We start from the raw sequence: 25015 nt of genomic DNA on the forward strand, positions 1-25015 counted from the left end.
TCCAGGCTACTTCTTCAGCCCTACCCTGCGACGCATGTCGGCAGTGATGGTCTGGCGGGTTTTCTTCAGGTCCGCCCAGGGTTCATGGCCGACCTCAGCCAGGCGTTCATGCACGTTGTGCACGTTCCACTGGTTACCGCCCTTCAACTCCCCGACTTCCTCGCGAAAAATCGGCACCGACACCGGCAGCCCCTCACGGGTACGCGCCGCGTAGGCACAAATGGTCGTGGCACCGAGGCCGTTGCGCAGGTAATCGATGAAGATCTTGCCTACACGATTTTTCGGCCCCGAGACTGCGGAGAAGCGTTCCGGGAGCAATTTGGCCATATGGCTGACAATCGCGTGGCTGAAGTCTTTCACTTCATCCCAGCCGAGTTTGCGGGTCAGCGGCACTACGAGGTGGATACCTTTGCCGCCGCTGGTCTTGAGAAATGCCTTGAGCCCCAGCTCGTCCAGCACCGACAGGGTCAGCTGAGTCGCTTCGACCATGCTTTTCCATGGTAGCGCCGGGTCCGGGTCGAGGTCGAGGACGAAGCGGTCGGGCTTGTCGAGTTTGTCCGAGGTGGCATTCCAGGTGTGCAACTCCACGGTGCTCATCTGCACCGCGCCGATCAGTGCTTCTGCGTTGTTGATGATCATCACCGGTTGCCCGGTGACGTCCTTATCGAGGGTGGTAATGCCCGGGATTGCCAGGCGCTCGGCGTTTTTCTGGAAGAACAGCTCGCCGGCGATACCGTCCGGGGCCCGCACCAGGGCGACCGGACGATCCTTGAGTTCGGGCAGGATGAACCCAGCGACCCGGCCGTAGTACTCGGCCAATTGCATCTTGGTGGTGCCGCTGGTGGCATCGATGACCCTGTCCGGGTGGGTGATGCGCACCTTGCCCGCAGCGAGTCCGGCTTGGGATGGCGCAGGGGCGGCTTTCTCGGGCGCAGTTTTTTTCGCGGCAGTGGTTTTGCTAGCGGTTTTTTTAATGGCAGCCGGTGCCGATGCAGCTTTTTTCTTCACCACGGCAGGCCGCTCCTCGGTGATGTCTTTGGCGGGCTTGTCGTCCCGCAGGCCATGGAACACCGCGTGGCGCACCGAGCCGTCCTTGGTCATCTCAGCAAAAGCGATTTCTGCCAGCAGCACTGGCTTGAGCCAGTGCACGCCCTTGGCTTCAAAACCCGTGGGCGGGTTGGCCACCGAGGCATTCTTCGCCTTCAGTGGCAGCAGCTGTTCGTGGATGCTTTTCAGCGTGGTCTCGTTGAACCCGGTGCCAACCTTGCCAGCGTAGCGCAACTCGCCACTGTCGCGATCATGCAGGCCCAGCAGCAAAGCGCCAAAGGCACTGCGCGAACCTTTGGGATCAGTGAAGCCGACCACCACAAATTCCTGGCGATGTTTGCACTTGAGCTTGATCCAGTCGCCACTGCGCCGCGACACATAAGGCGAGCCCAGGCGCTTGCCGATCAAGCCTTCCATCTGCATTTGGCAGGCACTGTTGAGCAAGGCGTCCGGAGCTTCGCCGAACGAGTCGGAGAAGCGCAGCAACGGATCCTCTTGGGTGCGCAGCACGGTTGCCAGGGCCACCCGGCGTTCCTCTACCGGCACTTCACGCAGGTCGACGCCGTTGAGGTACGGCATGTCGAACAGGTAGTAAAGAATGTTGCCGCTGCTGCCCTCTTCGAAGGCATTTTGCAGCGCCTGAAAGTCCGGCACACCCTGCTCGTTGGCCACCACCATCTCACCGTCGAGCCAGGCGGACTCGAGCTCCAGCGCCGCCAAGGCCTTGGTCTGGGCTGGCAGCTTGTGCGTCCAGTCATGCCCGTTGCGGGTGAACAGCTTGACTTCGCCATGGTCGATGCGGGCCATGATCCGGTAGCCGTCGAACTTGATCTCGTAGCTCCACTCGCCCTCCGGGGCCTTCTCCACCAAGGTCGCCAGTTCGGGTCTGATCAGGTCCGGCAGCTTGGCCTTGTGGGCACCGGTGAGTTTGGCCGAACGGGTTGCAGGTGCAACCTTGCGCGCAGGCTTCTTCACCGGCTTGGGCTTGGCGGCGGCCGTGGCTTTCTTTGGCAGGATGGTTCGGTCGCTGAGCACGCTGTCGGGTTCGGCGACCACCACGTCATAATCGCTCTCGGGCTTGGCGGCGCTGTCCTGATGCTTGATCAGGAACCATTGCTCCTGCTTGCCCGGCATGTGCGTGCGCACCAGGTTCCACAAGCCGCCGAGCTTCTCCCCCTGCAGCTCGAACTTGAGCTTGCCCTTGGCATAGGCCTGGGCCGGATCTTCCTGGGGAATCCACACGCCGCGGTCCCAGACGATCACATCGCCGGCGCCATAGTGCCCCTCGGGAATGCTGCCTTCGAAGGTTGCGTAGTCAATCGGGTGGTCCTCGACGTGGACGGCCAGGCGCTTGACCTTGGGGTCCAGCGACGGACCCTTGGGTACCGCCCAGCTCTTCAACGCACCATCGAGCTCCAGGCGGAAATCGTAGTGCAGGCGCGAAGCGTCATGCTTCTGGATGCAGAACTGCAGGGCATGGGCTTTCGCGGTTTTTTTGCCTGAACGTTTCGCCGCCGGCTCAGACGTCGCGGAGAAGTCGCGCATGCTGTTGTAGTCATCGAGGTTCTTGCTCATGGCTCACCCTCCTGGTGCCGTTTCTACGCTGCCCCCGATGCCAGGGCCGGAGCGCGTGACGATCAGCGCAACCACCGCGATGCGCTCGACCCGCTGATAACCGGGGGTGAGCAGCTCTTCGCCGAACACATCGGGATCCAGCTCGCGGTAGGTCCAGGCGAACAGGGGTGATGCCAGGCGCGCCGAGAGTGCCTCGAGGAACGGGTCGCGTCCGTCAATCATGGCTACCCCGGTGTAGAGCACCAGTGAACCTCCGGGCGCCAGGCGATTGAGCGCCTGCTCGACAATGCGTACCGATAACTGCTCGCCGAACGCCCCACCACCATGGCGATAGGCTCGCTCGGAAGGGTCGGCCATATACGGCGGATTGGCGACGATCAGGTCGAACTGGCCGTCGACGTCCTGCAGCACGTCGCTGGTCTCGACCGAGACATTGGCCACTTCGGCCAGCGCAGCGTTGACGGCCGTCAGGCGCAAGGCCGCCGGGTTGATATCGACGGCCAGCACGTCAGCTTCGCGCCGCGCCCGGGCAATGACGATCGCGCCGACGCCGGCGCCGCAACCGATGTCCACTGCACGCCTGATCGGCGCGAAAGACTGTTGCAAATGGCTATGGATCAACTGGGCGAAGCGGTAGCTGTCGGGGCCGAAAAACACCGCATCAGCCGCTTCCGTGGGAAAGCCCGAGTGCGCGAACAGCAGGTCATCAAGGGTTGACCAGCGCACGCGGCTTTTAAGCATACCGTTGCTGTCGGTGACAACGCCGGCCTGCTGCAACTGGCGCTGTTCGTCTTCCGGCAGCAGTCCGGGCTCAAACGGCCGAGACCAGCCATACACGTCCCGCAGAGTCTTGGCCGGGCTTGCGGAGTTGCGGTCGAGCACCCGCTGGTGGGTCAGTGGCGTGGGCGTGACAAAGCGGTAGCCGTCGGCCTGCAGGCGTCGTCCCAGTTGCAGCAGGGCCACCTCATTGGCGTCCAGTCGTTCTTCCTGATTCATTCACCGCTCCTTAGCGCAGGCTGGATTTGAGTTCGATATAGCGCCGCGTGGCCAACAGTCCCGCCGGATGGGAATGGCGATGAGCCGAGAGCCACGGGATCAGCACCGCCATTTGCGCATGCGGGTCCAACCCTGCGAGCGACGCTTGCAGGGTCTGCACGTCGGGATCACTGACCGGCAGTGCGGGCGCCGTAGCCACATGAATCGGACGGCGACGGGCAGGCGTGGCGCGCTCGAGCGTCCAGTCGCCGGCGATCCAGTCATGCAGCAGCTGTTTTTCATAAGGGCTGAACACGCCAAACATGGCCGCACCGTCGCCAACGATCATCTGCCAGAAGCGGCTGGCTTGTGGGTCTTGATTGCGCTTGATCCAGCCCTTGTTTTCCATGGCAGTCAGAAAACCTGGCAATTGCTCGGGTGACGCCAGCCATTGGTTGACGGTTTTCCCTTCAAAGCGGCAGTAGTCGGAATGCATGTGCTGCCCGAACGGACGCTTGCGTTCGAGCATGCCCAGCATTTCGTCTTCGAGGTCGAACGATTCGATGACGCTGCGGCTCCCCTGCCCCAGGTCGTTGAGTCGATAACCTGCCGAGACCCGGCGCAGGAACGCTTCGCGGTCCGCTTCCAGCGGCATCAATTGCAGTACAGACTGCACGGCTTTTTGCGCATGGCCGGTGCTGGCATTGTCGATTGTGACGTGCAACGTGAAGTAATAAGGGTCGATGCCCAGCTCGCTGAGCTCATAGGCGCTGATCAACAGGTGCAGGGGCAGTTGCTCGTAACCGAGGTTGTAGCCGATCACCTCCGGCAGGCAATCGTCGGCACATTCACCCAACGCGAGCTGGATTGCGCCTTGCAGATAGCGCTCATCCGGCAGCGCGCTGGTGTCGTCCAGGCCATGTTCGGCGAGCAGCTTTCGGTAGATGACCACGTGGTTCTGCGCCGGATTGCCATCACCCAGTTCTTCCAGATAGGTGCAGATCAGCCCGTCGAATCGCGGGTCGCGCCAATGGCGCAGCAAGCCGTATAACCAGGCGCCATCCACCAGTTTGGTCGGCCCCACGGCCTGGAGGAAAAACAGCGCGTGAGCCTTGTTGCTGAAAAACAGGCGCGCGCCGCCATTTTTGCGCTGTTGCAGATAGTCGGCGTACTGGCGGGCCACTTGCGTGCAATGTTGTTCGACGAAGCCTTGCAGGGCTGACAGTTCGCGGGGCAGCTCTTCAGGCAGGTCTTGCGCCTGTTCGAGTTGCTCGGCCAGGAAAGTCCGGGCGAGGGCTTTACGCTCCTCGTCGTCGACGTTCAGCAGCAGCTGTTCGTAGGTATTTTTCAGGCTACCGGCGGTCGGGATCGGCTCTGCGTGGGCAGGCTGGGATTCAAGTCTTGTCAGGGCAGTCATGGGCGCATCTCTCGGTCTATGGCCAGTGGCAGGACGCTGAATCAACACGTCTCTACATCAGCAGAGCGATGAGCCTGAGAGAAAATTCAATCGGGGTTGAAAATGCCCGGACAGACGGGCTAGTGGATGACCCAAACCCATGTAATTGGATGGACTCGCCCAAGCCGAGGCGTCGATGCGCCACGCTGGCAGTCTAAACAGCCCACGACAGCGAGGGCGAGTCCATCCAATTACAGGGGAAGTGGTTCAGGCAGTGCCTTTGGCCTGCTGTTCAAGGTGGACCTGGAGCTCTGGGTCTATTTTCAGCGCAGCGGCGAGTTCGTCCAGATAACTGCGTTCGGCATCCTGCTGATCGTCCACCAGCATGACGCTTGCCAGGTACATTTCCGCGGCGATCGCAGGAGTCGTGGCCGACTGCGCCACCTCGGTCGCCTTCAGCGGGCGGGCGACTTCGTCGTCCAGCCATTGCTGTAGTTGCGGGTCGTCAGTGTGGCGACCGATCTCACTGCTGATCAGCTGTTTTTCACTGTCGTCGATCCGCCCGTCGGCCTTGGCCGCCGCGATCAGCGCACGCAGGATGGCGTGGCTGTGTTCCTCGACTTCCGGCCCGGCCAGCAGGTTCACGGTCTGAGGCGTTTCCTGGGGTGCAGACGCCTGGTTCCGTTGCCAGGACTGATACGCCTGGAAGGCCATCATCCCCAGCGAAGCCAGGGCCGCATAATTCATGCCGCCGGCGCTGCCGCTGCGAGATTGGGTCGTACCACCCATGGTCGAACCGCCACCGCCGCCGAGCAAGCCACCCAGCAAACCACCCAGTCCACCCAGTCCGCCACCGCCCATGCTGGACCCGGCACTCCCGCCGCCGCCCAACAGACCGCCCAGCAACCCACCGAGACCACCGCCTAAACCTCCCTGAGAGGAAGCGGCGCGCGTTTGCTGCGAGGCCTGGCCGCTCAGCAGTTGTTCGAGCAGATCGCTGGTGTTCATGACGTCGTCCTTATTGATGGAAGAATTATGGTCAAGAAACGATAGTACTTGCTGGCCAATCTGCCACCACCGTCTGGCTGCCTGGGCCAATGCTATGCGCGGGCAACAAAGGCATGGATTTATCCAGAGTAATTTCCCGAGGCGCAGCTAAGATTTACTGGCGATGAACCTTATTTATGAATTTTCGGTCGATACCTGCAACCCGAACCGGTTTGCCGCCGCCCTCACTAACGAGGGTGATGATTGGCTTGCTTCACTTTCTGGAGAACGCCCCCGTGATATCGACCCTACACATCGCCAGGCTCAAAGCATGGGGCGCCCATGGTTTTACCGCCACTGGCGTGGTCACCGCCTTCCTCGCGACCCTCGCCCTGCTGGAAAACCGGCCGACCAGTTGCCTGCTATGGCTGGGCGTCGCGCTGATCGTCGATGGCCTGGATGGCGCGCTGGCACGCAAGGTCAACGTGCAGTCGGTGCTGCCCAGTTTCGATGGCTCGATCCTCGACCTGGTCATCGACTACCTGACATATGTGTTCATCCCCGCCCTGTTCATCTATCGCTACATTCCACTGCCGGAATACACGCTGTTGCTCACCGTGTCGCTGATCCTGGTGTCGTCGCTGTTCTGCTTCTGCAACGTCAACATGAAGAGTAAGGATAACTACTTCCAGGGCTTTCCCGCCGCGTGGAACGTGGTTGCGCTATGCCTGTACATCATTGCCCCGTCGCCGTGGATTACCTTCCTTACGGTGATCGGCCTCGCGCTGTTGACCGTGACCCGCATGAAATTCCTGCACCCGTTTCGCGTGCGCAAATTCATGCCGATCAATATTGCCGTGACGGCCATCTGGCTGCTGTGCAGTTTGTCCCTGGTGGTCAACCACCCGGTGATCAACCCGCTGGTAATGGGATTGTGGTTGCTGATGTCGGCTTACTTCCTGGGGATCTGCATCTGGCGCACGGCGCTGGAGTGGTTTGACGAGGCGCGGCACAAATAAACTACTGAATGAACGCAACCCCCGGTAGGAGCTGCCGCAGGCTGCGATCTTTTGATCTTGATCTTGATCTTGAGGTATGAAGGTCAAGATCAAAAGATTTCAGCCTGCGGCAGCTCCTACGGGGGGATTTGTGTTTATTGGGGTTCAGCGTCTTGTAATCACCACCTCCAGGTACTCACTCGGCACCACCAACGACTTCTCCCCCGCCCTGTTCATGCGGTTCAACAATTCGGTCAAGTCTCCTTCCAGCGCCTTGGCGCCATCGGGTGGCAACGCAGCGAACGCCTTGTGCACCGGGCCGTACCAGCTACGGAACGTGTCGATGAAATGCGCGGCCGAGCGATAACGGAAGTTGAAGGTCCGGCGAGTCACCTGGAGCAGGAAGCTGCGCTCGTCGAAGTGCGTATGCAGCCAGGCCTCGGTCCCCCACTGCGAAGGCGGTTGCGCGCCTGGCGGTAGTGGCATGTGCCGACCCAGGGTCTTGAACACCTGACCGACAAACCCATCGGGCGTCCAGTTGGCCAGGCCGATACGGCCACCGGGGCGACAGACCCGGGCCAGCTCCGCAGCGGCTTTCGCCTGATCGGGAGTAAACATCACACCGAAGGTCGACAGCACCGCGTCGAAACTCGCGTCTTCGAACGGCAGTTGTTCGGCATCGGCGACCTGGAAGGTCACCTGCAGGCGCTCAGCCCGCGAGCGGTCTTCGCCGCGCTCCAGCAATGCGGCGACATAGTCGGTGGAAGTGACGATGCAGCCACGCCGTGCGGCCGCCAGGGTCGCGTTGCCGTTACCGGCGGCGACGTCCAGCACGCGCTCATCGCACAGCAGGTCGCAGGCTTCGGCCAGTTGCTCGCCGACGATCTGTAGGGTAGTGCCGATCACGGCGTAGTCGCCACTGGCCCAGGCGGCCATCTGACGGTTCTTCAAGGCAGTGAGATCAATGGGAATGCTCATATATTCCGCTCCATGGCGGGTAGGAACGCAGGCTTATTCAGCCGTGGTGGGATCGATGACGTGCATCACCTGGGAGATCCGGCTGGCCGGAAAGCCGCTTAGCCTGGCGTGTTCCCTGATCTGCTCCTCGTCCGGTGCGATGTACACGCAATAGAGTTTGTCACCGGTGACGTAACTCTGCTGCCACTGCACCTGCGGCAAGTCGCGCAGTACCCTGCAGGACTTTTGCGCCGCCGCTTGCAGATCCCGCTCCGACAGTGCTCCTGCACCTGCAATCTCCCGTTCAATGACGAATTTAGGCATGACAACCTCTCATTCTTGTTATGGGTGACAGGGCCTGATGCCCTGTAGGCAAACTATCGCGCCGCAGCCGGGCCGCGTCCTGCCCGATCGTCGGCCAACCTTGTCCGATCGTCCGGAGATTTCCCATGACGCGGTGATCGCCGCAGCAACGGCTCGCTGACACGGATAGCCGAGGAAGTGGGATACCAGGCGGACACCGCTGTCAGCTATTCATTTCGTCGCGAATTCGGCTCCCCTCCTGCGGCCTGGCGCCGGTGTAAGACGGCGGCTTTGCAGCAGTGAGCGTGAAGATTTGGGGATTGCGGACAGCTATGGAATCCGCTCTGATGGGCCCACGACTCTTGAAAGGACTCACGCCCATGTATCCGCGCTTCGACTGGCTGGCCAATCATCCTCGGCACAGCGATACCTTTGCCGCATGGATCCACCAGCAATTCACCTACGAATATGCCGATCAACCGCTGGCCGAGTGGCAGCGGGAATTTGCCGAGGGTCAGGTCAATGGCGACTGGCAATGCCTGATTGCGCAAGATGAGCAACAGTTGTTGGGCGGAGCCGCGCTGGCCCGGGCCGACCTCGCTCAGCGGCCGGACCTCGGACCTTGGCTGGCCTGCGTATTTATCACACCAGAAGCACGAGGCCAGGGCTTGGCGGAGCAGTTGATCGAAGGGATTTGTGCGCGAGCCAGGGAGGATGGAGTGGAGAGGATTTATCTGCACACCCAGGACAAGCGAGATTATTACGCCAAGCGAGGGTGGACGCTGCAGCAGAGTTTTCAGGGATGGGGTAAAGAGCAGTGGCTGATGGCAAGGGATTTGTGAACCCGCTTTCGCCACCCGATTGATCACGCGCCCCTGTAGCTGTCGCAGGCTGCGATCTTTTGATCTTCAGCGGTCTGACAAATGCCAAAGATCAAAAGATCGCAGCCTGCGGCAGCTCCAATTACAGGGGACCGCGTGACATGAAATTAGGCCCCAGACGCCTTGGCCTCTTTCAACAACTGCTGAATCACCTGCTCCTGCGTGTCATAGCTGCCTTCACCAAAGTGGGTGTAACGCACCTGCCCTTTGGCATCGATCAGGTAGTGCGCAGGCCAGTACTGGTTGTCGAAGTTGCGCCAGATCGCGTAATTGTTGTCGATAGCCACCGGATAGGTGATGCCGAGCTTCTTCACCTGCCCCTTCACATTGTCGATGATGCGTTCGAAACCATATTCCGGGGTGTGCACGCCGATCACCACCAGGCCGTCCTTCTCGTACTTCTTCGCCCAGTCCTTCACGTACGGCAAGGTGTGCTGGCAGTTGATGCAGTCGTAGGTCCAGAAATCCACCAGCACCACTTTGCCTTTCAGCGATTCGCCGCTCAGCTCCGGGGAGTTGAGCCATTGGACCGCGCCGGACAGCGACGGCATGGCGCCCTGGGCGTTGTCCATGCGGGTATCGGCCTTGACCTTGCTGACAAAGTAATCGAGCACTTTCGGTACGGTGGCCAGCACGCCCTTCTCGACGCTGCTGACGCCTTGCGAAGACGTGCCAGCCAGCAGTGTTTTGTCCGCGCCGGTCGCGATTACCGCCGCTGCCGTCAGCACCGCCACACCAGCACCGCGGCGCAACCAGCCGGTCACCGGAATAGAGGCTTTAAGGCGATTGACCAGGCCACGCCCGGCGAAGATCAGTGTACCCAGGGACAGAGCGCTGCCCAGCCCATAGGCGACCAATAGCAGGCTGGTGCCGGCATTGGCGCCTTGCAACATGGCGCCGGTAAGGATGACCCCGAGAATCGGCCCGGCGCAGGGTGCCCACAGCAGACCGGTGGCCACGCCGATCATGATCGAGCCCAGTGGGCCGCTCATTTTGCGCGTGTCGGGATCCAGGCGATTGCCCAGCAGCACAAAAGGCCGTGCCAGCCAGCCGCCGATCCGCGCGGAGATCAGCGACAGGGCAAACAGTGCCATCACGATGAGGGCGACATGGCGGCCGGTGTTGTTGGCCTGCACCACCCATTCGCTGCTGACAACCGCCAGGCTGGCGACCAGGGCGAAGGTCAGGACCATGCCGCCCAGGGTCAACAGGATAGATGAGCGGCTGCGGTCGATTCCGGCGAACAGGAAGGGCACGACCGGGAGAATGCACGGGCTGAGGACGGTGAGGATACCGCCCAGAAAAGCGATGAGAAACATGGGATCACCTCGATAATGAACCGCTCGAATTCCCTGTAGGAGCTGCCGAAGGCTGCGATCTTTTGATCTTCGGCGATTTCACAAACGCCAAAGTCAAAAGATCGCAGCCTTCGGCAGCTCCTACAGGGATGGTGTGAGCAATGGAATCAGTTGTCTGAATTGCAGCCATCAGCGAATTTGCGATAGTCCAGGACCTTGGTGTGGTCCTGGGAATCGAGGTAGGTCAGTTGGGCGTTGACGATCCCGCAGTCAGGCGTGGCGTCCTGCTTCATCGAGATGACTTTCCTGATGTCCAGGTGCGTGCCGTAGGTATAGGTTTCAGGCTTGACCGTGGCTTCGGCGCGGGCCGACAGGGTGCAGATGTTCAGCGCGGCAAACAGGCAGCCGGCGTAGATGGCTTTGGTGTTCATGGCGGTTTCCTCAAGGCTTCAATGGGTCAATCGTGGATTGAGCCGAGGCGGTTTGGGTTTGCCTCGATGGAATCCATTAGAAGCCCGTGAGGTATCCCCTCTGTGTCGGAAACAGGCGCAGGCACATCGCTGTGTATCAGGTACGCCTCCTGATACACAGCGATACAAAATCCTGGAAAATCGGAGTTTTTGAGTACGCGTGTGTCCGCCGACAGGCCAGATACACTGCAATACAAAGGGCAGCAGTCGCAGGCGCCAAGGCTCGATAGACTGCCCGACACTCCCATTCACAGAGGCCCGGCCCCATGGAACACGTTGATCACATCCTCATCGTTGACGATGACCGCGAAATTCGCGAGCTGGTCGGCAACTATCTGAAAAAGAACGGGCTGCGCACCACGGTCGTCGCCGATGGGCGGCAGATGCGCGCCTTTCTTGAATCCACGCCGGTGGACCTGATCGTGCTGGATATCATGATGCCCGGGGACGATGGCCTGCTGCTGTGCCGCGAGCTGCGCGCGGGCAAACACAAGGCCACCCCGGTGCTGATGCTCACCGCGCGCAACGATGAAACCGACCGCATCATCGGCCTGGAAATGGGCGCTGACGATTACCTGGTCAAACCCTTCGCCGCCCGGGAACTGCTCGCGCGAATCAGCGCGGTGCTGCGGCGCACGCGGATGCTGCCGCCCAACCTGGTGGTCACCGAAAGCGGCCGCCTGCTGGCTTTCGGCCGCTGGCGCCTGGACACCTCGGCCAGGCATCTGCTGGATGAGGACGGCACCATGGTCGCGCTCAGTGGCGCCGAATACCGATTGCTGCGGGTGTTCCTCGATCATCCCCAGCGCGTGCTCAACCGCGACCAGTTGCTGAACCTGACCCAGGGCCGCGACGCCGACCTGTTTGACCGTTCCATCGATCTGCTGGTGAGCCGCCTGCGCCAGCGCCTGCTGGACGATGCGCGCGAGCCCGCCTACATAAAGACCGTGCGCAGCGAAGGCTACGTCTTTTCCCTGCCGGTAGACGTCATCGGGGCAGCCTCTTGAATGTTTCGCTGCGGTGGCCGCGCACCCTGGCCTCGCGGCTTTCGCTGATCTTCCTGGTCGGGCTGATCCTGGCGCAGACGCTGTCTTTCGGCGTGCAGTATTACGAGCGTTATGAAAGCGCGAAAAACACCATGCTCGGCAATCTTGAAGCCGATGTATCGACCTCCATCGCCATCCTGGACCGCTTGCCGGCCGGTGAACGGGCGAGCTGGCTGCAACAGCTCAATCGCCCCAACTTCGGCTACCTGCTGAACGCCGGTTCGCCGGGGGTGGCCATGAGCGATTCGCCGATGGCGATGACCTCGATCAAGGCGGCCATCGGCAAAGACTACCCGATGACCTTCAGCAATATCCAAGGGGAGCGCAAACACTTCCAGGTGCACCTCAAACTGGCCGACGGCAGTCCCGTGACGATCGACGTCCGGCCTGCAATGGCGCCGTTATCGCCGTGGTTGCCGGCGGTGCTGCTGGGGCAACTGGCGCTGTTGATCCTCTGCACCTGGCTGGCCGTGCGGATTGCCATCCGCCCCCTAACCCGCCTGGCTGAAGCGGTGGAAACCCTCGATCCCAACGCGCGCCCGGTGCACCTGGACGAGAAAGGTCCGACCGAAGTCGCCCATGCCGCCAAGGCGTTCAATGCCATGCAGGCGCGGATTGCGGCGTACCTGAAAGAACGCATGCAGCTGCTGGCGGCGATTTCCCATGACCTGCAGACCCCGATTACGCGGATGAAACTGCGCGCCGAATTCATGGATGACTCCAGCGAGAAGGACAAGCTGTGGAACGACCTGGGCGAGATCGAGCACCTGGTGCGCGAAGGTGTGGCCTACGCCCGCAGCGTGCACGGCGCCACCGAGGACATCTGCCGGACCCATCTCGACTCGTTCCTCGACAGCCTGGTATTCGACTATCAGGACATGGGCAAGGACGTGTCCCTGGCAGGCAGGAGCGACGCGGTGATCGATACCCGGCCGCATGCGCTGCGCCGGGTGCTGGTCAACCTGACCGACAACGCCCTCAAGTTCGCCGGCGCCGCACAGTTGCAGGTGGAGTCACAGGCGGATGGCAGCCTGTCGGTAAAGATCCTGGACCGCGGCCCCGGTGTCGCCGAGGAAGAACTGGCGCACGTGCTGGAACCGTTCTACCGGGTGGAAAACTCGCGCAATCGCAGCACCGGCGGCACCGGGCTGGGCCTGGCGATCGCGCAACAGCTGGCGCTGGCGTTGGGTGGATCGTTGACCTTGAGTAATCGCGAAGGCGGTGGTTTGTGCGCCGAATTGAGGTTGCCACCAGCCACCCTGTAGCAGCTGGCGAAGCCTGCGTCCGGCTGCGAAGCAGTCGTAAATCCTGCCGGCGAAGTCTACCCGATACACAGCGTATGCTGATTTTACGACTGCTTCGCAGCCGGACGCAGTCTTCGCCAGCTGCTACAGGGTTATCCTGTTACCCGATTCGCCCACGAACGAACTCGTGGGCTTTGTGCGTCAGTTGATCCAGGTGCCGGTCGCGCTGTTTTTCCGCATCGACCATCGCCCGCTTGCCGTGTTTTTGCAGCAGGTAGGTATGAATCTGTCGCACCTCCAGGGAGCTGTAAATGGGGGCCACGTCCAGCAACCCCATCAAACCGTCACTGCTGTGATTCCGGGTGTTCATCAGCACCTGGGTGCCGCGCACGCCCACCACCTGGAAACCCATGGCCTCGAACCATGGAACCTTGGCCACCGCGCAGGTCAGTTCGGCGTGGGGATACCGGCCAACCATCTCGCGCAGCATCCGCCGGGCGATCCCTTGCCGCCGATGTCCTGACTGCACGGCCATGTACGCCACGCCGCAGGCATCCGGGTCGTCCTGGATCGGCAGGTACAGCAGGAAGCCGATGACCTGCTCGGGATCATCGTCATCAGTGGCAACCAGCAACTCCACCGCCACCCCTTTCGCACCGTTCAACGCTTCCAGATACAGATGAACTTCATAGCCGATTGCGTACTGGTATACGTTGTACAGCAGGTTGCTCGACGGGATCGCGATCATGCTGATGTCGGTCAGGTTGTCGACCACCAGCTGCAGGATCTGACTGGTCAGCTGCTCTGGGCAAGGGGTTCTGAAGTGGCTGATCTGGGGCATGTGCGGCTCTAAGTCTGGGTGGCGCTCGAAGCTAATCATTGTAACGCGGTGCGTGGCTGTCAGGTGAGCGCTACAGTTGATCTATGCCAGGCCAGCGAGCGGCGGTGTGACGATTCGACTTGCTCGCGAAGGGGCCGTGTCAGGCGTGATTGAATCGGCGGGGTTAACTGCGTCGGTCGATGGCGGGTACCAGGCCCAGCTCGATAGCCTTGTCGTAGAGGCCGCTCATTTTCCACTGCTGGGTCAGCACGCCAGGGCCATACGCACGTGAGCCGCCCAAGGCGTCGGCGAGCAATTGCAGTTGCGCGCCCTCCTCCAGCAACAGGATGAATTCGGCAGTGGCGCGCAGCCCTTGTTTGCCCCAGACGGTGGAGCCGCCGTTGGCTTCCAGGATCGCCAGGTTGAAAGGGTTCTCGGCAATTTTGTCGAGGATGAAATCGACCTCTGGCTGACGCCGGTCGATGTACACCGGCAACTCCCGGGCCAACTGGTAGCGCTGCACCGGCACGTAGTGGAACGGCAGCGTGCGGTGGGTTTGCGCCCAGGCGCCGAGGTACGGCGAGTGCACGTGGGACACGGTGGTGACGTCGGCATGCCGCTGGAATAGTTTGGTGTAGCGCCCAAACCCGCCCTTGCCTTTGCCGTAGATCACCTTGCCTTCGAAGTCGGTGACCGTGGCTTGCAGCGGCTTGCGGTAATTCCACGGGCCGCCGTAGTTCACCGACACCAGCAGTTCCTGGCCGGGTACGCGCTCGATGAAACCGACGGTGCCGTTGGCGGTGATGGTGTTGGTTTCACGGAACACGGTGAAGGCTTCTTCAGCCTCGATTAGCACCTTGTCGATGAAATTCTGCAGCTCTTCGCTGATCAGTTGTTCGTGGATGAGGACGGTCATGGCGGTGTTCTCCGGAATCAGGCGCGGCGCTTGGCCAGCAGTTCATGGGCGGCTTGCAACGGGCGCGGATCGACCCAGTCGGCGATGGCAAAATCGCGTTCGAGGAAACCGTGCAGGTACAGGAAGTTTTTCTGGATATCGAGGAACTCCAGGCGCTGCGTCGACAGGTCTGGCGCCAGGGTGGTGTGGAAGTCACCGCGATAGGCTTCGGCGACCCCGGCGCTGCCGGCGCGGGTTTCTTCTTCAAGAATCGAGTTCAGCGCATCACGGTTATTCGCAGCCCAATCGGCGGCGCTGAGGGTTTGCGCGAGGAAGCGCACCACCAGGTCAAAATGGTTGTCGAGCAGGCTCTGGTGCACGGTGATCGGCCGCGGCGTGCCGTTGTTGATGCGATTGCGCGGGTCGGAGATCAGGTCGAGGTCTATGCCTACCACCAGGCCGAGTCGACGCGCTGCATCGGCAGCGGAGGCGCCCTTGACATACACCGCGTCGACTTCCCCGCGCACCAGGTAGTCGAGGCCCGACCACAGGCGTTGCAAACCTTCTTGCGGACTCGCCGCCTGCTCCTGTTTTTCCAGGGCCACCTCCACCAGTTCGACATCATCAAAACCCAGCCCCGCCAGGCTCAGCGCGCCTTTGTAGCCATGCAGGCTCATGGCTCGGCCGATGCTTCCCGGGCGGTTTTCACCCCAGGCCGGCAGCGCCAGGCGCTTGCCCTTGAGGTCTTGCGGACCACGGATGCCGGAGTCCGGACGAACCAGGATGGTTTGCCATTCCTCGATCCAGGTCAGGCCGATCAAGCGACTCGGCGCACCCGCTGCACGGGCCGCCAGGGCCGGGACGTTGCCGCCTTCGCGAAACAGCCCTGGCAGTTCGTGATCGTAGTGGTGATGCCCCAGTTGCCGGGCTTCCTGCAGGGTCGACACCGGCAGGCCGTCGGCGGCGAATTCTTCGCTGAGCCAACCGAGTTTGTAGGCGATGCCGGAAGCGGTCGGCACCGGGCAGCGGGTGAACCAGATCTGCTCCAGTTCAGCCTGGGCAGCGGGTCGGGATGGTTGGGCAGCAAGCGTCATGGGCAACTCCGTAGGTAGGGCAAGCGACTGTTGCCCAAGCTGTTGCAGCGCCCGTGCCAACAGCGCAAAGCCACGGTTTACGGGGATCTGTGCCTGGCGCCGAGCCCATGCCCGACGCGGATTGCTGGCCTGCCAGCAGCCATTGCGTGCCGACTGCTGCTGGCCGAGCAGTCGCCGCCGTGGCAGTGCTGTTCCAGCAACACTTGCCCCGCCCACCCCCATGCAGAGCATGGTATTTAGACCATTGGCGCAGAACTTGCTGAAGGCCCTTCAAAGAACCATTAACAGAGGTGCCGCAATGAGCAACGTTGAACACGATCCCGCCGGGCAACTGATTGAGGGGCAGGCGCGGATTCGCCTGCTGGACAGCGAAGCCCAGGCCATTGCCGTGGCGAAGGAGATCGCCCTGGAGATCGCCGAAATTGCCGCCGACGCCAGCCAGAACGGCCAATTGCCTCGGCGTCAGGCGCAGTTGCTGTCCGCGAGCGGGCTGACCGCTATTGGCGTACCCAAGGCCTTTGGCGGGCTCGGCGCGTCGGTGGAGACCATCGTCGAAACCGTGCGCCTGATCTCGGTGGCCGATGGTGGGGTCGGGCAATTACTGCAAATCCACAACGTCATGCTGCGGGGGATTTTTAGCGGTTACCCTGACGAGATTCGCGATCGACTGGTCCGCGATGTGCTGGCCGGCAAGCGTTTTGGCAATGCCCTGGCAGAAGTCGGGGGCAAGAACAAATTCGCTCTCAAGACCCGGGTCGAACGGCGTGCCGATGGCAAGTTGATCCTCAATGGCAGCAAGTTCTACTCCACCGGTTCTTACCTGGCCGAGTGGATTTCCCTGACCGCCGCCAGCGATGACGGCGGTGCCGGGGTACTGCTCAACCGCCATGCACCGGGCCTGACACTGGTCGATGACTGGGACGCATTCGGGCAGAAAAACTCGGTCAGCGGCACGGTGATTTTCGACAATATCGAGCTCGATGAAGGTTTTGTTTCCCAGCGCAAGGGACCGATGAAACGCACCGGCTTGACCTTCCCGCAGATTCTTCACGCGGCCATCGACACCGGCATTGCCGAAGGCGCGCTGGCGGCGGCGGTGGACTACCTCAATCACCACGCAAGGCCGTGGGTGGAGAGCGGCGTCGACCACGCCAATCAGGAGCCGCACATCATCAAGCAGATCGGCGAATACGCAGTGGCCCTGCGCGGTGCGCAATCGCTACTGCGTGACGCGGCGCGGGTGTTCGACCAGCACGAACTGGACCCGGACAACAAGGCCTTGCAGGACGAACTGATTCTGTCGGTCGCCACCGCGCGCGCCCATTCCGACGCGGCTGCGCTGAAGATCTCCAGCGACATCTTCTCCCTGCTCGGCGCCAGCTCGTCGCTGAGCAAATGGAACCTCGATCGCTTCTGGCGCAACGCAAGGGTCCACACCACCCACGATCCGATCCGCTGGCGCCTGCACCACGTCGGCAATTTCTACCTCAACGGCGTCGACCCGGGCGAATACACCGCAATCCTCTATGCCAAGGAAAAACAGGGCGCGACCAGCCCCGGCCGATAACCCCCCCCCACCCCTGTGGGAGCGAGCCTGCTCCGGGCGGCGCTCCGACGATGGACGTCAACGATTACGCATACTTTCTGAGTAAATGCGGCGTTCTGCTCGCTTGCGCAGCCTGGCGATTTACCGGGAGATGCCATGGCGCTTTACCCTGCATTTGGGGTACCAGACCTATCTGCGCAGCGCCGAAGCCGGTGCATCGATCGACGACATGGTTGCCACCGCCCCGGCTTGAACGTCGAAAGGGTTCCCAGGCTCTGCGTGGGAACCTGACCTGCTGCACCCCGAACAACCACTGCTGACCCATTGCTGCTCCAGCAGCACACGTCCCCCGACCACCGTCTACCTCACACTGGCAAACACCCGCCGCCACTGCCCCAACCCGGCGCTGGCGAGCATGGCATGTCCGTTGCAATTACCTCTTTCAAGGCGTCCTCGCACCTGGGCGACGTAACGCGTACTTGAATCAGGAGCATCCCATGAGCACTGAGTTTTTCTGGCGTCTGCCACTGGGCACCGACGGGCCGCAGTTGACCACCGACAAACACAATCGCGGTAATCCACAGTACCGTCCCGGCAACATCGCACCGGGGCGGCTGCCCAATGGCGAGCCGGATGATTTCACCTATATCGACTACATCGCACAGGTGGCCAAGGCCGCCGAGCTGGCCGGCTTCGAAGGCGCCCTGCTGCCCACCGGGCCCGAGCCCTGGATCGCCGCAGCGGCCCTGGCCCGGGAAACCCGTCGGATCAAATTCCTCATCGCCTTCCAGGCCACCTGGACCTTGCCGGCCTATGCGGCACAGCAGGCCGCCATCCTGCAGAACCTCAGCCGCGGCCGCTTGGAGTGGAACATCATCACCGGCGGCAATCCCGCCAGCCAGCGGGCCAACGGCGACTTCCTCGAACACGACCTGCGCTACAAGCGCACCGGTGAATTCCTCGACATCATCCAGGGCCTCTGGCAGAACGAGCGCTTCTCCTATGACGGCGATATCTATCAACTGGAGAACGGCGCCCTGCCCCACGGCCTGCAAAATGAGCGCAAACCCGGGGTGTACTTCTCCGGATTTTCCGATGCCGCGCTCGATGTGGCGGCAAAGCATGCCGACGTCTACCTGAACTGGGCCGAGCCTATCGACAAGCTCAAACCGCACATCGAGCGGGTGCGTGAACTGGCGGACAAACAAGGCCGCAGCGTGCGCTTCGGCTTGCGCGTCGACCTGTTCGCCCGCGAGACCGAAGAGCAGGCCTGGAAAGATCTGCGCCGCCAGTTCGACAAGCTCGAAGGCAAGAGCAGCGTGGTCGCCAAGGGCTTCACCAGCGGCTCCGACTCGGTCGGTGGCGCGCGGCAAACCGCTTACCACCAGAACGTCGACCGCTTCGACGATCTGATCATTGGCCCCAACCTGTGGGCCGGTTTTGCCAAGGCCAAACCCGGGCCGACCGTTGGCCTTGTCGGCAGTCACCAGAATATTGCCGAGCGCCTCTCAGAGTACCGCGACGCCGGCTTCTCGACGTTCATCCTCGCCGGCAATCCGCACCTGGAAGAAGCCCTGCGGATCGGCCAGGAAGTGCTGCCACTGGTGCACCAGCGCCCGGTCGCCGTCACTGAAAACAACCTGAAGGCCAGCGCCTGAGCGCGCCCGGAGAATTGCCCATGAGCCACCCACTCGACACCCTCTGGTACACCCATAGCCCGGTGCCAACAGGGCTTGGCATCGCCGTGCAGTCCGGACGCCTGGCCGAAGCCTTTGCGCCGTTCGGCACCAACATCCAGTCGCTGCGCGAGTCCAGTGAACGGGAAGTACGCGAAGCCCATTACGACCATCACCTGAAAAACTCGGTGCGCCACGGCGGTAATATTCCGGCGATCTGGGCCTACGCCAGCGGCGTTCAGACCCGGGTATTGGGGCTGTCGTGGAGCGACGAAGTGCAGTTGATCCTGACCACGGCCGAAAGCGGTGTGAAGAGCATTCGCGACCTGAAAAACCGCCGCTTCGGCTTGCCGAAATGGGCCAACGTGCAGATCGATTTCACTCGCGCCCAAGCCCTGCGCGGGCTGGAAAATGCGCTCAAGCTCGAAGGCCTGCAAGTGTCCGATGTCGAGTTGGTGGACTACCCCTACGGCGGCACTTACAGCGACGACCAGAAGCAGCATGTGTTCGGCTCCGAGGTCAGCCTGGAAGTCACCCGCGTCAGCAAGCGCAACAACGAGCTGATCGGCCTGCTGCGCGGTGACATCGACGCGATCTTTCTCAAGGGTGCGCACGCTGTGCACCTGGCCAACGAATTCGGCTTGCAGGTGGTGGTCGACACCGGCTCGCACCCGGACCCGTTGATTCGTTCCAACAACGGCACGCCACGCACACTGACCGTGGACACTCACCTGTTGCACGAGCATTTCGATGCCAGCGTGAAAATCGTCGACACCGTGTTGCGCACCGAACAATGGGCCTGGGCCAACCCGGAGGACACCCGCAGGTTCCTGGCCCGGGAACTTAATACCAGTGAGTACTGGGTGGCCGCTGCCTATGGTGAAGATGCCCATCGGCGCTTGCGGACCACGCTGGATGCGCGCTCGATCGAGGCGCTGCAGGATTTCACTGATTTCCTGCACCGCTGGGATTTCATTCCGCGGCGGTTTGATGTGCGCGACTGGATTGATTTCAGCGTGCTGGAACAGGTGATTGGCTCGACTTCGCGATTGGCGGTTTGAGGCTTAGTAAAACTTTATCGGGGGAGATTCAAATGCATAAAATTAATCCAATCACCAAAGGTATATGGCTTTCCTTGCTGCTCGCCGGGGGCGGCGTCAGCCAGGGATTGCTGGCTACAGAAGCAGCGCCAGCCGACAGCAACCAGAGCACCACGGAGCCTTCATTAAAGACCGTGACCGTCACCGCGCAACACCGCGAAGAGACCCTGCAAGAGATCCCTGTGGCCGTGTCGGCGGTACAGGGCACCAACCTCGTCGTCGATGGCGTGCGCAACATGGGCGACATCACCACGTTCGTGCCCAACGCCTCGGCGAAAAACCCGGATGGCGATGGCCGGCCACGCTGGTACATCCGTGGCCTGGGTACCGGCGACACCGGCGCTGCGACGGTATTTCCGGTGGGTATCTATGCCGATGACGTCTACCTGAATGCACCGATCGCCGGTGGCGGGCCGCTGTTCGACCTGGAGCGCATCGAGATCCTGCGCGGTCCGCAAGGCACGCTGTACGGCAAGAACACCACGGCGGGCGCGGTCAACGTGATTTCCAAAAAGCCGACGTTCGATACCGACGGCTACGGCACCCTGGGGTTCGGCACCAAGAATGAACGGATCGTCAGCGGTGCCCTCGGCGGTGCGCTGGTCGACGAAAAACTCGCGGCACGGGTCGCGCTGTATTCCGAGGAACGTGACGGCTTCCAGAAAAACCTGGTGGATGATCACACCTATGGCGACGTCAACAAGAAAGCCGTGCGCCTGCAATTTCTCGCTCAGTTGAACCCGGACCTGGAGGCCCTGCTGAAGGTCCATAGCCGCGAGTACAAGGGCGATGGCAGCAACGGCTCGCTGGCAGTCGGGCGTTATTACAACGTCAGCTACCAAAGGCCGAACGGGCGCGACACGGCACTCAACGTCGACGAGGATGCCAAACTCAATCACGACGGTACTTCGCTGACCTTCAACTGGAACCTGGGCGACTACACCCTGACCTCGATCAGCGCCTATGACTACATTCGCGGGCAGTCCACCAGCGACGCCGACTACACACCGTACGAGGTCAATGGCGCGGCGATTGCCGACAACAAATACTCGCAGTATTCCCAGGAAATCCGCCTGGCCTCGCCGCAGCAGGAAACCCTGCGCTGGCTGGCCGGTGCGCACTACTTTCATGAGGACCTGGACAGCTCCGCCCAGCGCATCATCACCCCGGGCCCGACCCCCAACGGTACCGGTTCGAACCAGATTGGCGGGGTCACCGATTTCCGCGACCTGAACTTCGACCACACCACCGACAGCTACGCGTTGTTTGGCAACCTGACCTACGACTTCACCGACAATTTCACGGTCACCGGCGGTCTGCGCTGGACCCAGGAAAAGAAAGACATCGACCTCGACCTGACCCAGCTGACGCGCACCACCGCCAACGGACCACTGGTACCACTGGGCGGTGTCGGTACCAACGGCAATCGCCAGGAGAACAAGACCTGGGAAGCCTGGACCTATGACCTGACGCCGGAGTACCGCATCAACGACAACGTGCGAGTGTTCTTCCGCTACGCCCATGGCTTCCGCTCCGGCGGTTTCAACACCGGGCTGTCCACCAGTCTGGCGCAGTTGACCACGGTCGATCCGGAACAACTCGACGCTTACGAGATCGGTCTGAAGTCCGAGTGGTTCGATCATCGCCTGACCGCCAACGCCAACATTTTCTACTACGACTACTCGGACATTCAGGTGAACCTGCTGACGGTCAACAACGGCGTGCTGACCACGGCGCTGACCAACGGGGCCAAGGGTACGGTCAAGGGTGCGGAGCTGGAGCTTGAAGCCCAGCCGACGGACTACCTGCACCTGCGTGCGGCAGTGTCGTTCCTCGATACCGAATACACCGACTTCGAGAACACCAACCCGAACACCGGTGCGGTGACCGGTGACTACAGTGGCAACAGCTTCGTGCGCTCGCCGCGCAACGTGGTGTCCCTGGGTGCCGACTACACCTTCCCGCTGGAGATCGGCGGCAAGCTGGTGGCCGGTGGCGACGTGAGTTATCGCGACAAGGAATACTTCCTCGCCGATCGCCAGAGCAGCGCCGACAAGACGCTCAGCCAGCCGCACTACACCCTGGCCAACACACGCCTGACCTGGTTCAGCCCGGATGAAAAACTCAGCGTCACCGGGTTCGTCAACAACGTCACCGACCGTCGCTATCAAGTGCATGGCCGTCCAAACGGCACGCTTGGCCAATACGTCATCACCTACGGTGACCCGCGCACCGTTGGATTGAGTGTGACCAGCCGCTTCTGACCTCAGGAAATTAGGCCCACCATGCGTATCCGACGTCTGCCGTATTATCTGACCTGGCTCATCTCCCCCGCTGCCCTGCTGTTGCTGTGGGCAGTGGTGGCCGAGGCCGGGATTTTTCCGCGCAACCTGCTGGTTCCGCCCGCCCAGGTGTGGCAGGCATTCGAAGAGTTGTCCGCCAGCGGCGAGCTGCTCGAACACTTGCTGAACAGTCTTTCACGGCTGGGGCTGGGGTTCGGCATCGGCTCGCTGGCAGGCCTCGCATTCGGGGTGCTGATGGCGCTGTCGAAAAACGTCGAGGTCTACTGCTCGCCACTGTTCCATACCCTGCGCCAGATCCCGAGCATCGCGCTGATTCCGATGTTTGTGCTGCTGTTCGGCATCGATGAAACCTTCAAGATCATCATCGTCGCCAAGACCGCATTCTTCCCCGTGGCACTGGCCGCCAGCGAAGGCGTCAAAGCCATTCCCCGCAGCTACTTCGAGGTCGCCGACGTCTATCGCCTGCGCTGGCCGACGTTTGTCCGCGAGATCGCCCTGCCCGCCGCCGCGCCGCCGATCATCACCGGTTTTCGCATCAGCCTGACCCGCGCCTGGGTAGTGCTGGTGGCCACCGAATTGCTCGCTGCCGACAGCGGCCTCGGCCAGATGATCGAGATGAGCCGGCAGATGCTGCGCATCGATGTGGTGATGGTCGGGATCGTGATCACCGGTGTGATCGGTTTTGCCCTCGACTTCACTTTTCGCCAACTGGAACAGCGGCTGTTCCGCTGGCAGACCCGCTAGGAGCCATTGATGACCAGATTACTTGGCAAATCCCGCGGCCTGTTGTTGCCGCTGCTGTTGATCGGCGCCTGGGAATACCTGTCGCGCCAGGGTGCGGCTGGCGCCTATGCCTTTGTACCATTGTCCGCGATCGGCTCGGCCTTCATCGAATTGCTGGCCAACGGCGAGCTGCTGGTAAACCTGTGGGCGAGCCTGGCCCGCACCAGTACCGGCTTGATCCTCGGCATGTTCTTCGGCGTGTTGCTGGGTGTGCTGATGGCGCAGTCGGCGCTGGCCAATCGCTTGATCGGCCCGCTGTTTCATTCGATTCGGCAGGTGCCGATGCTCGGCTGGATTCCGCTGATCGCCATGTGGTTCGGCAATGGCGAATTTTCCAAGGTACTGATCGTCAGTCTTGCCGCGTTTTATCCGATGGTGCTCAACACCTATCAGGGCTTCAGCCATGTCGAGCAACGGTATCGTGAGGTCGGCGAGGTGCTGGTGCTGACGCCCTGGCAACGCTTCCGGCATGTGCTGCTGCCGGCGGCGCTGCCGAGCATTGCCACCGGGGTGCTGCATGCCCTGGCATTTGCCTGGGTCACCGCGGTGGGCAGCGAACTGTTCCTGTCCTCCGGTGCCGGCCTGGGCAACCTGATGATGAATGCCGAAGCCGGTTCACGCATGGAAGTTATCGTTCTCAGCGTGCTGTGCATCGGCCTCTGTGGCTATCTGATGACCCTGCTGTTCACTCTTTTGAGCCGCCATCTGCTGCGCTGGCGCAATACTCGTTGAAAGGCTGCTAACCATGAACGCAATTGCCCAACACGCTGTACTCCACAGCACTTCATCGCATACCTCAGGAGCCCTGCAGATTCGCGGCCTGAGCAAGGCCTACCGGATCGAAGGCCAGCCCCTGCCGGTGTTGCAGCAGATCAATCTGGACGTGAGTCCTGGCGAGTTCGTCAGCATCGTCGGTGCCAGCGGCTGCGGGAAATCGACGCTGCTGCGGCTGATTGTCGGCCTGGAGGCCGACTACGAAGGCGATATCCTGCTCGACGGCAAACGGGTGGTTGGCACCAGCCTGGAACGCGGGATCGTGTTTCAGGATCATCGACTGTTTCCCTGGATGACTCTGAGCCAGAACATCGGCCTGGCGCTGAAAAATCATCCGTTGTCACAGGCGGAAAAAGACCGGCTGGTGGCTGAGCACATTGCCTTGGTCAACCTTGAAGGCTTTGAAAATGCCTACCCGCACCAGCTGTCCGGCGGCATGGCGCAACGTGCGGCGATCGCCCGGGCGCTGATCAACAAACCTAAAGTCCTGCTGCTCGACGAGCCCCTGGGTGCCCTCGACGCCCTGACCCGGGTGCGCCTGCAGCACGAGTTGCAACGCATCTGGGTGCAACAGCGCTGCACGGTGATCATGGTGACCCATGACATCGAGGAAGCGTTGTATCTGGGTGACCGCGTGATTGTCATGGACGCTCATCCGGGGCGGATCAAACATGAGATCAAGGTTGACTTGGCGCATCCAAGGGACCGGGCTTCGCCGGTGTTGCAGGGGTACAAGGAACAACTGCTGGAAGAGTTGGTTGGCCACTGATTTCCTGTGGGAGTGAGCCTGCTCGCGATGGGGCCGGCATATTCAACATCTCCAGCGCCTGACAGTCCGTCATCGCGA

23 protein-coding genes and 1 pseudogene are annotated in these 25015 nt (G+C 61.6%); 13 read left to right on the forward strand and 11 right to left on the reverse strand.

Translation table 11 applies throughout. The annotated features are described in order from the left end of the window. Nucleotides 1–6 precede the first annotated feature (6 nt). The 4 genes from ligD to ACYZTK_RS04010 all read right to left on the reverse strand — a co-directional run bounded on the left by ligD (nt 7) and on the right by ACYZTK_RS04010 (nt 6001). A complete protein-coding gene (gene ligD, locus ACYZTK_RS03995; RefSeq protein ID WP_462013243.1) occupies nt 7–2622 on the reverse strand; it encodes a DNA ligase D in 2616 nt (871 codons plus the stop codon). Between the two features lie 3 nt (nt 2623–2625). After that, nucleotides 2626–3618, reverse strand: coding sequence for a methyltransferase (locus ACYZTK_RS04000; RefSeq protein ID WP_462013244.1), 993 nt, complete (start codon nt 3616–3618; stop codon nt 2626–2628). A gap of 10 nt (nt 3619–3628) precedes the next feature. Continuing rightward, nucleotides 3629–5014, reverse strand: a complete 1386-nt coding sequence (locus ACYZTK_RS04005; RefSeq protein ID WP_462013245.1) for an iron-containing redox enzyme family protein — start codon at nt 5012–5014, stop codon at nt 3629–3631. A 246-nt stretch (nt 5015–5260) separates the two neighbouring features. Beyond that, on the reverse strand, nt 5261–6001 hold the full coding sequence (locus tag ACYZTK_RS04010; RefSeq protein WP_462013246.1) for a tellurite resistance TerB family protein: 741 nt from the start codon (nt 5999–6001) through the stop codon (nt 5261–5263). A gap of 275 nt (nt 6002–6276) precedes the next feature. On the opposite strand from ACYZTK_RS04010, the gene pcsA reads away from it, so the two are divergent. Next, nucleotides 6277–6999, forward strand: a complete 723-nt coding sequence (pcsA, locus tag ACYZTK_RS04015; RefSeq protein ID WP_462013247.1) for a phosphatidylcholine synthase — start codon at nt 6277–6279, stop codon at nt 6997–6999. Between the two features lie 144 nt (nt 7000–7143). Here pcsA and ACYZTK_RS04020 read toward each other — a convergent pair whose 3' ends face one another. Then, nucleotides 7144–7956 (reverse strand): class I SAM-dependent methyltransferase, encoded by an 813-nt coding sequence (locus tag ACYZTK_RS04020; RefSeq protein WP_462013248.1) that lies wholly within the window; start codon nt 7954–7956, stop codon nt 7144–7146. A gap of 33 nt (nt 7957–7989) precedes the next feature. Then, nucleotides 7990–8259 (reverse strand): DUF4242 domain-containing protein, encoded by a 270-nt coding sequence (locus ACYZTK_RS04025; RefSeq protein WP_462013249.1) that lies wholly within the window; start codon nt 8257–8259, stop codon nt 7990–7992. A gap of 138 nt (nt 8260–8397) precedes the next feature. Between ACYZTK_RS04025 and ACYZTK_RS04030 the strand changes: the two are divergent. Both ACYZTK_RS04030 and ACYZTK_RS04035 read left to right on the forward strand, forming a co-directional pair. Further along, nucleotides 8398–8541: pseudogene (locus tag ACYZTK_RS04030) on the forward strand (AraC family transcriptional regulator); the annotation flags it as partial. Nucleotides 8542–8618: 77 nt separating this feature from the next. Continuing rightward, nucleotides 8619–9080 carry a GNAT family N-acetyltransferase gene (locus tag ACYZTK_RS04035; RefSeq protein ID WP_462014851.1) on the forward strand — a complete coding sequence of 154 codons (462 nt, stop codon included), beginning with the start codon at nt 8619–8621 and terminating at the stop codon, nt 9078–9080. A 146-nt stretch (nt 9081–9226) separates the two neighbouring features. Here ACYZTK_RS04035 and ACYZTK_RS04040 read toward each other — a convergent pair whose 3' ends face one another. Both ACYZTK_RS04040 and ACYZTK_RS04045 read right to left on the reverse strand, forming a co-directional pair. Then, on the reverse strand, nt 9227–10438 hold the full coding sequence (locus tag ACYZTK_RS04040; RefSeq protein WP_462013250.1) for a cytochrome c biogenesis protein DipZ: 1212 nt from the start codon (nt 10436–10438) through the stop codon (nt 9227–9229). A 146-nt stretch (nt 10439–10584) separates the two neighbouring features. Continuing rightward, nucleotides 10585–10848, reverse strand: coding sequence for a DUF2790 domain-containing protein (locus tag ACYZTK_RS04045; RefSeq protein WP_462013251.1), 264 nt, complete (start codon nt 10846–10848; stop codon nt 10585–10587). Between the two features lie 305 nt (nt 10849–11153). Between ACYZTK_RS04045 and ACYZTK_RS04050 the strand changes: the two genes are divergently transcribed. Together ACYZTK_RS04050 and ACYZTK_RS04055 are read left to right on the forward strand one after the other, a co-directional pair. Then, the gene (locus ACYZTK_RS04050; protein ID WP_462013252.1) at nt 11154–11894 is read left to right on the forward strand and encodes a response regulator; all 741 of its coding nucleotides are present in this window, start codon (nt 11154–11156) and stop codon (nt 11892–11894) included. Next, the gene (locus tag ACYZTK_RS04055) at nt 11891–13198 is read left to right on the forward strand and encodes an ATP-binding protein (protein ID WP_462013253.1); all 1308 of its coding nucleotides are present in this window, start codon (nt 11891–11893) and stop codon (nt 13196–13198) included. Before ACYZTK_RS04050 ends, ACYZTK_RS04055 begins: the two co-directional genes overlap by 4 nt. 139 nt (nt 13199–13337) lie before the next feature. Here the strand turns inward: ACYZTK_RS04055 and ACYZTK_RS04060 are convergent, their stop codons facing one another. The 3 genes from ACYZTK_RS04060 to ACYZTK_RS04070 all read right to left on the reverse strand — a co-directional run bounded on the left by ACYZTK_RS04060 (nt 13338) and on the right by ACYZTK_RS04070 (nt 15986). Beyond that, on the reverse strand, nt 13338–14018 hold the full coding sequence (locus tag ACYZTK_RS04060) for a GNAT family N-acetyltransferase (RefSeq protein WP_462013254.1): 681 nt from the start codon (nt 14016–14018) through the stop codon (nt 13338–13340). A 163-nt stretch (nt 14019–14181) separates the two neighbouring features. Continuing rightward, nucleotides 14182–14913 (reverse strand): class II aldolase/adducin family protein, encoded by a 732-nt coding sequence (locus ACYZTK_RS04065; protein WP_462013255.1) that lies wholly within the window; start codon nt 14911–14913, stop codon nt 14182–14184. A gap of 17 nt (nt 14914–14930) precedes the next feature. Then, nucleotides 14931–15986 (reverse strand): ABC transporter substrate-binding protein, encoded by a 1056-nt coding sequence (locus ACYZTK_RS04070; RefSeq protein WP_462013256.1) that lies wholly within the window; start codon nt 15984–15986, stop codon nt 14931–14933. 298 nt (nt 15987–16284) lie between these two features. Here ACYZTK_RS04070 and ACYZTK_RS04075 point away from each other — a divergent pair, with 298 nt between their 5' ends. The 8 genes from ACYZTK_RS04075 (at nt 16285) to ACYZTK_RS04110 (ending at nt 24937) form a co-directional block, all read left to right on the forward strand. Continuing rightward, a complete protein-coding gene (locus tag ACYZTK_RS04075) occupies nt 16285–17553 on the forward strand; it encodes an acyl-CoA dehydrogenase family protein (RefSeq protein ID WP_462013257.1) in 1269 nt (422 codons plus the stop codon). A gap of 85 nt (nt 17554–17638) precedes the next feature. Continuing rightward, nucleotides 17639–17785 carry a hypothetical protein gene (locus ACYZTK_RS04080; RefSeq protein ID WP_462013258.1) on the forward strand — a complete coding sequence of 49 codons (147 nt, stop codon included), beginning with the start codon at nt 17639–17641 and terminating at the stop codon, nt 17783–17785. Between the two features lie 244 nt (nt 17786–18029). After that, complete coding sequence (locus tag ACYZTK_RS04085; RefSeq protein WP_462013259.1) at nt 18030–19190, forward strand: LLM class flavin-dependent oxidoreductase; 1161 nt, start codon at nt 18030–18032, stop codon at nt 19188–19190. Between the two features lie 20 nt (nt 19191–19210). Beyond that, complete coding sequence (locus ACYZTK_RS04090) at nt 19211–20269, forward strand: ABC transporter substrate-binding protein (RefSeq protein WP_462013260.1); 1059 nt, start codon at nt 19211–19213, stop codon at nt 20267–20269. A gap of 32 nt (nt 20270–20301) precedes the next feature. Continuing rightward, entirely contained in the window at nt 20302–22572 is a 2271-nt protein-coding gene (locus ACYZTK_RS04095) for a TonB-dependent receptor (protein ID WP_462013261.1), read from the forward strand. A 21-nt stretch (nt 22573–22593) separates the two neighbouring features. Then, the gene (locus ACYZTK_RS04100) at nt 22594–23355 is read left to right on the forward strand and encodes an ABC transporter permease (protein ID WP_462013262.1); all 762 of its coding nucleotides are present in this window, start codon (nt 22594–22596) and stop codon (nt 23353–23355) included. 9 nt (nt 23356–23364) lie between these two features. After that, on the forward strand, nt 23365–24126 hold the full coding sequence (locus tag ACYZTK_RS04105; protein ID WP_462013263.1) for an ABC transporter permease: 762 nt from the start codon (nt 23365–23367) through the stop codon (nt 24124–24126). 13 nt (nt 24127–24139) lie between these two features. Then, nucleotides 24140–24937 carry an ABC transporter ATP-binding protein gene (locus tag ACYZTK_RS04110; protein WP_462013264.1) on the forward strand — a complete coding sequence of 266 codons (798 nt, stop codon included), beginning with the start codon at nt 24140–24142 and terminating at the stop codon, nt 24935–24937. The last annotated feature ends 78 nt before the right edge of the window (nt 24938–25015 follow it).

This window comes from Pseudomonas sp. LB3P31, from assembly GCF_054897945.1.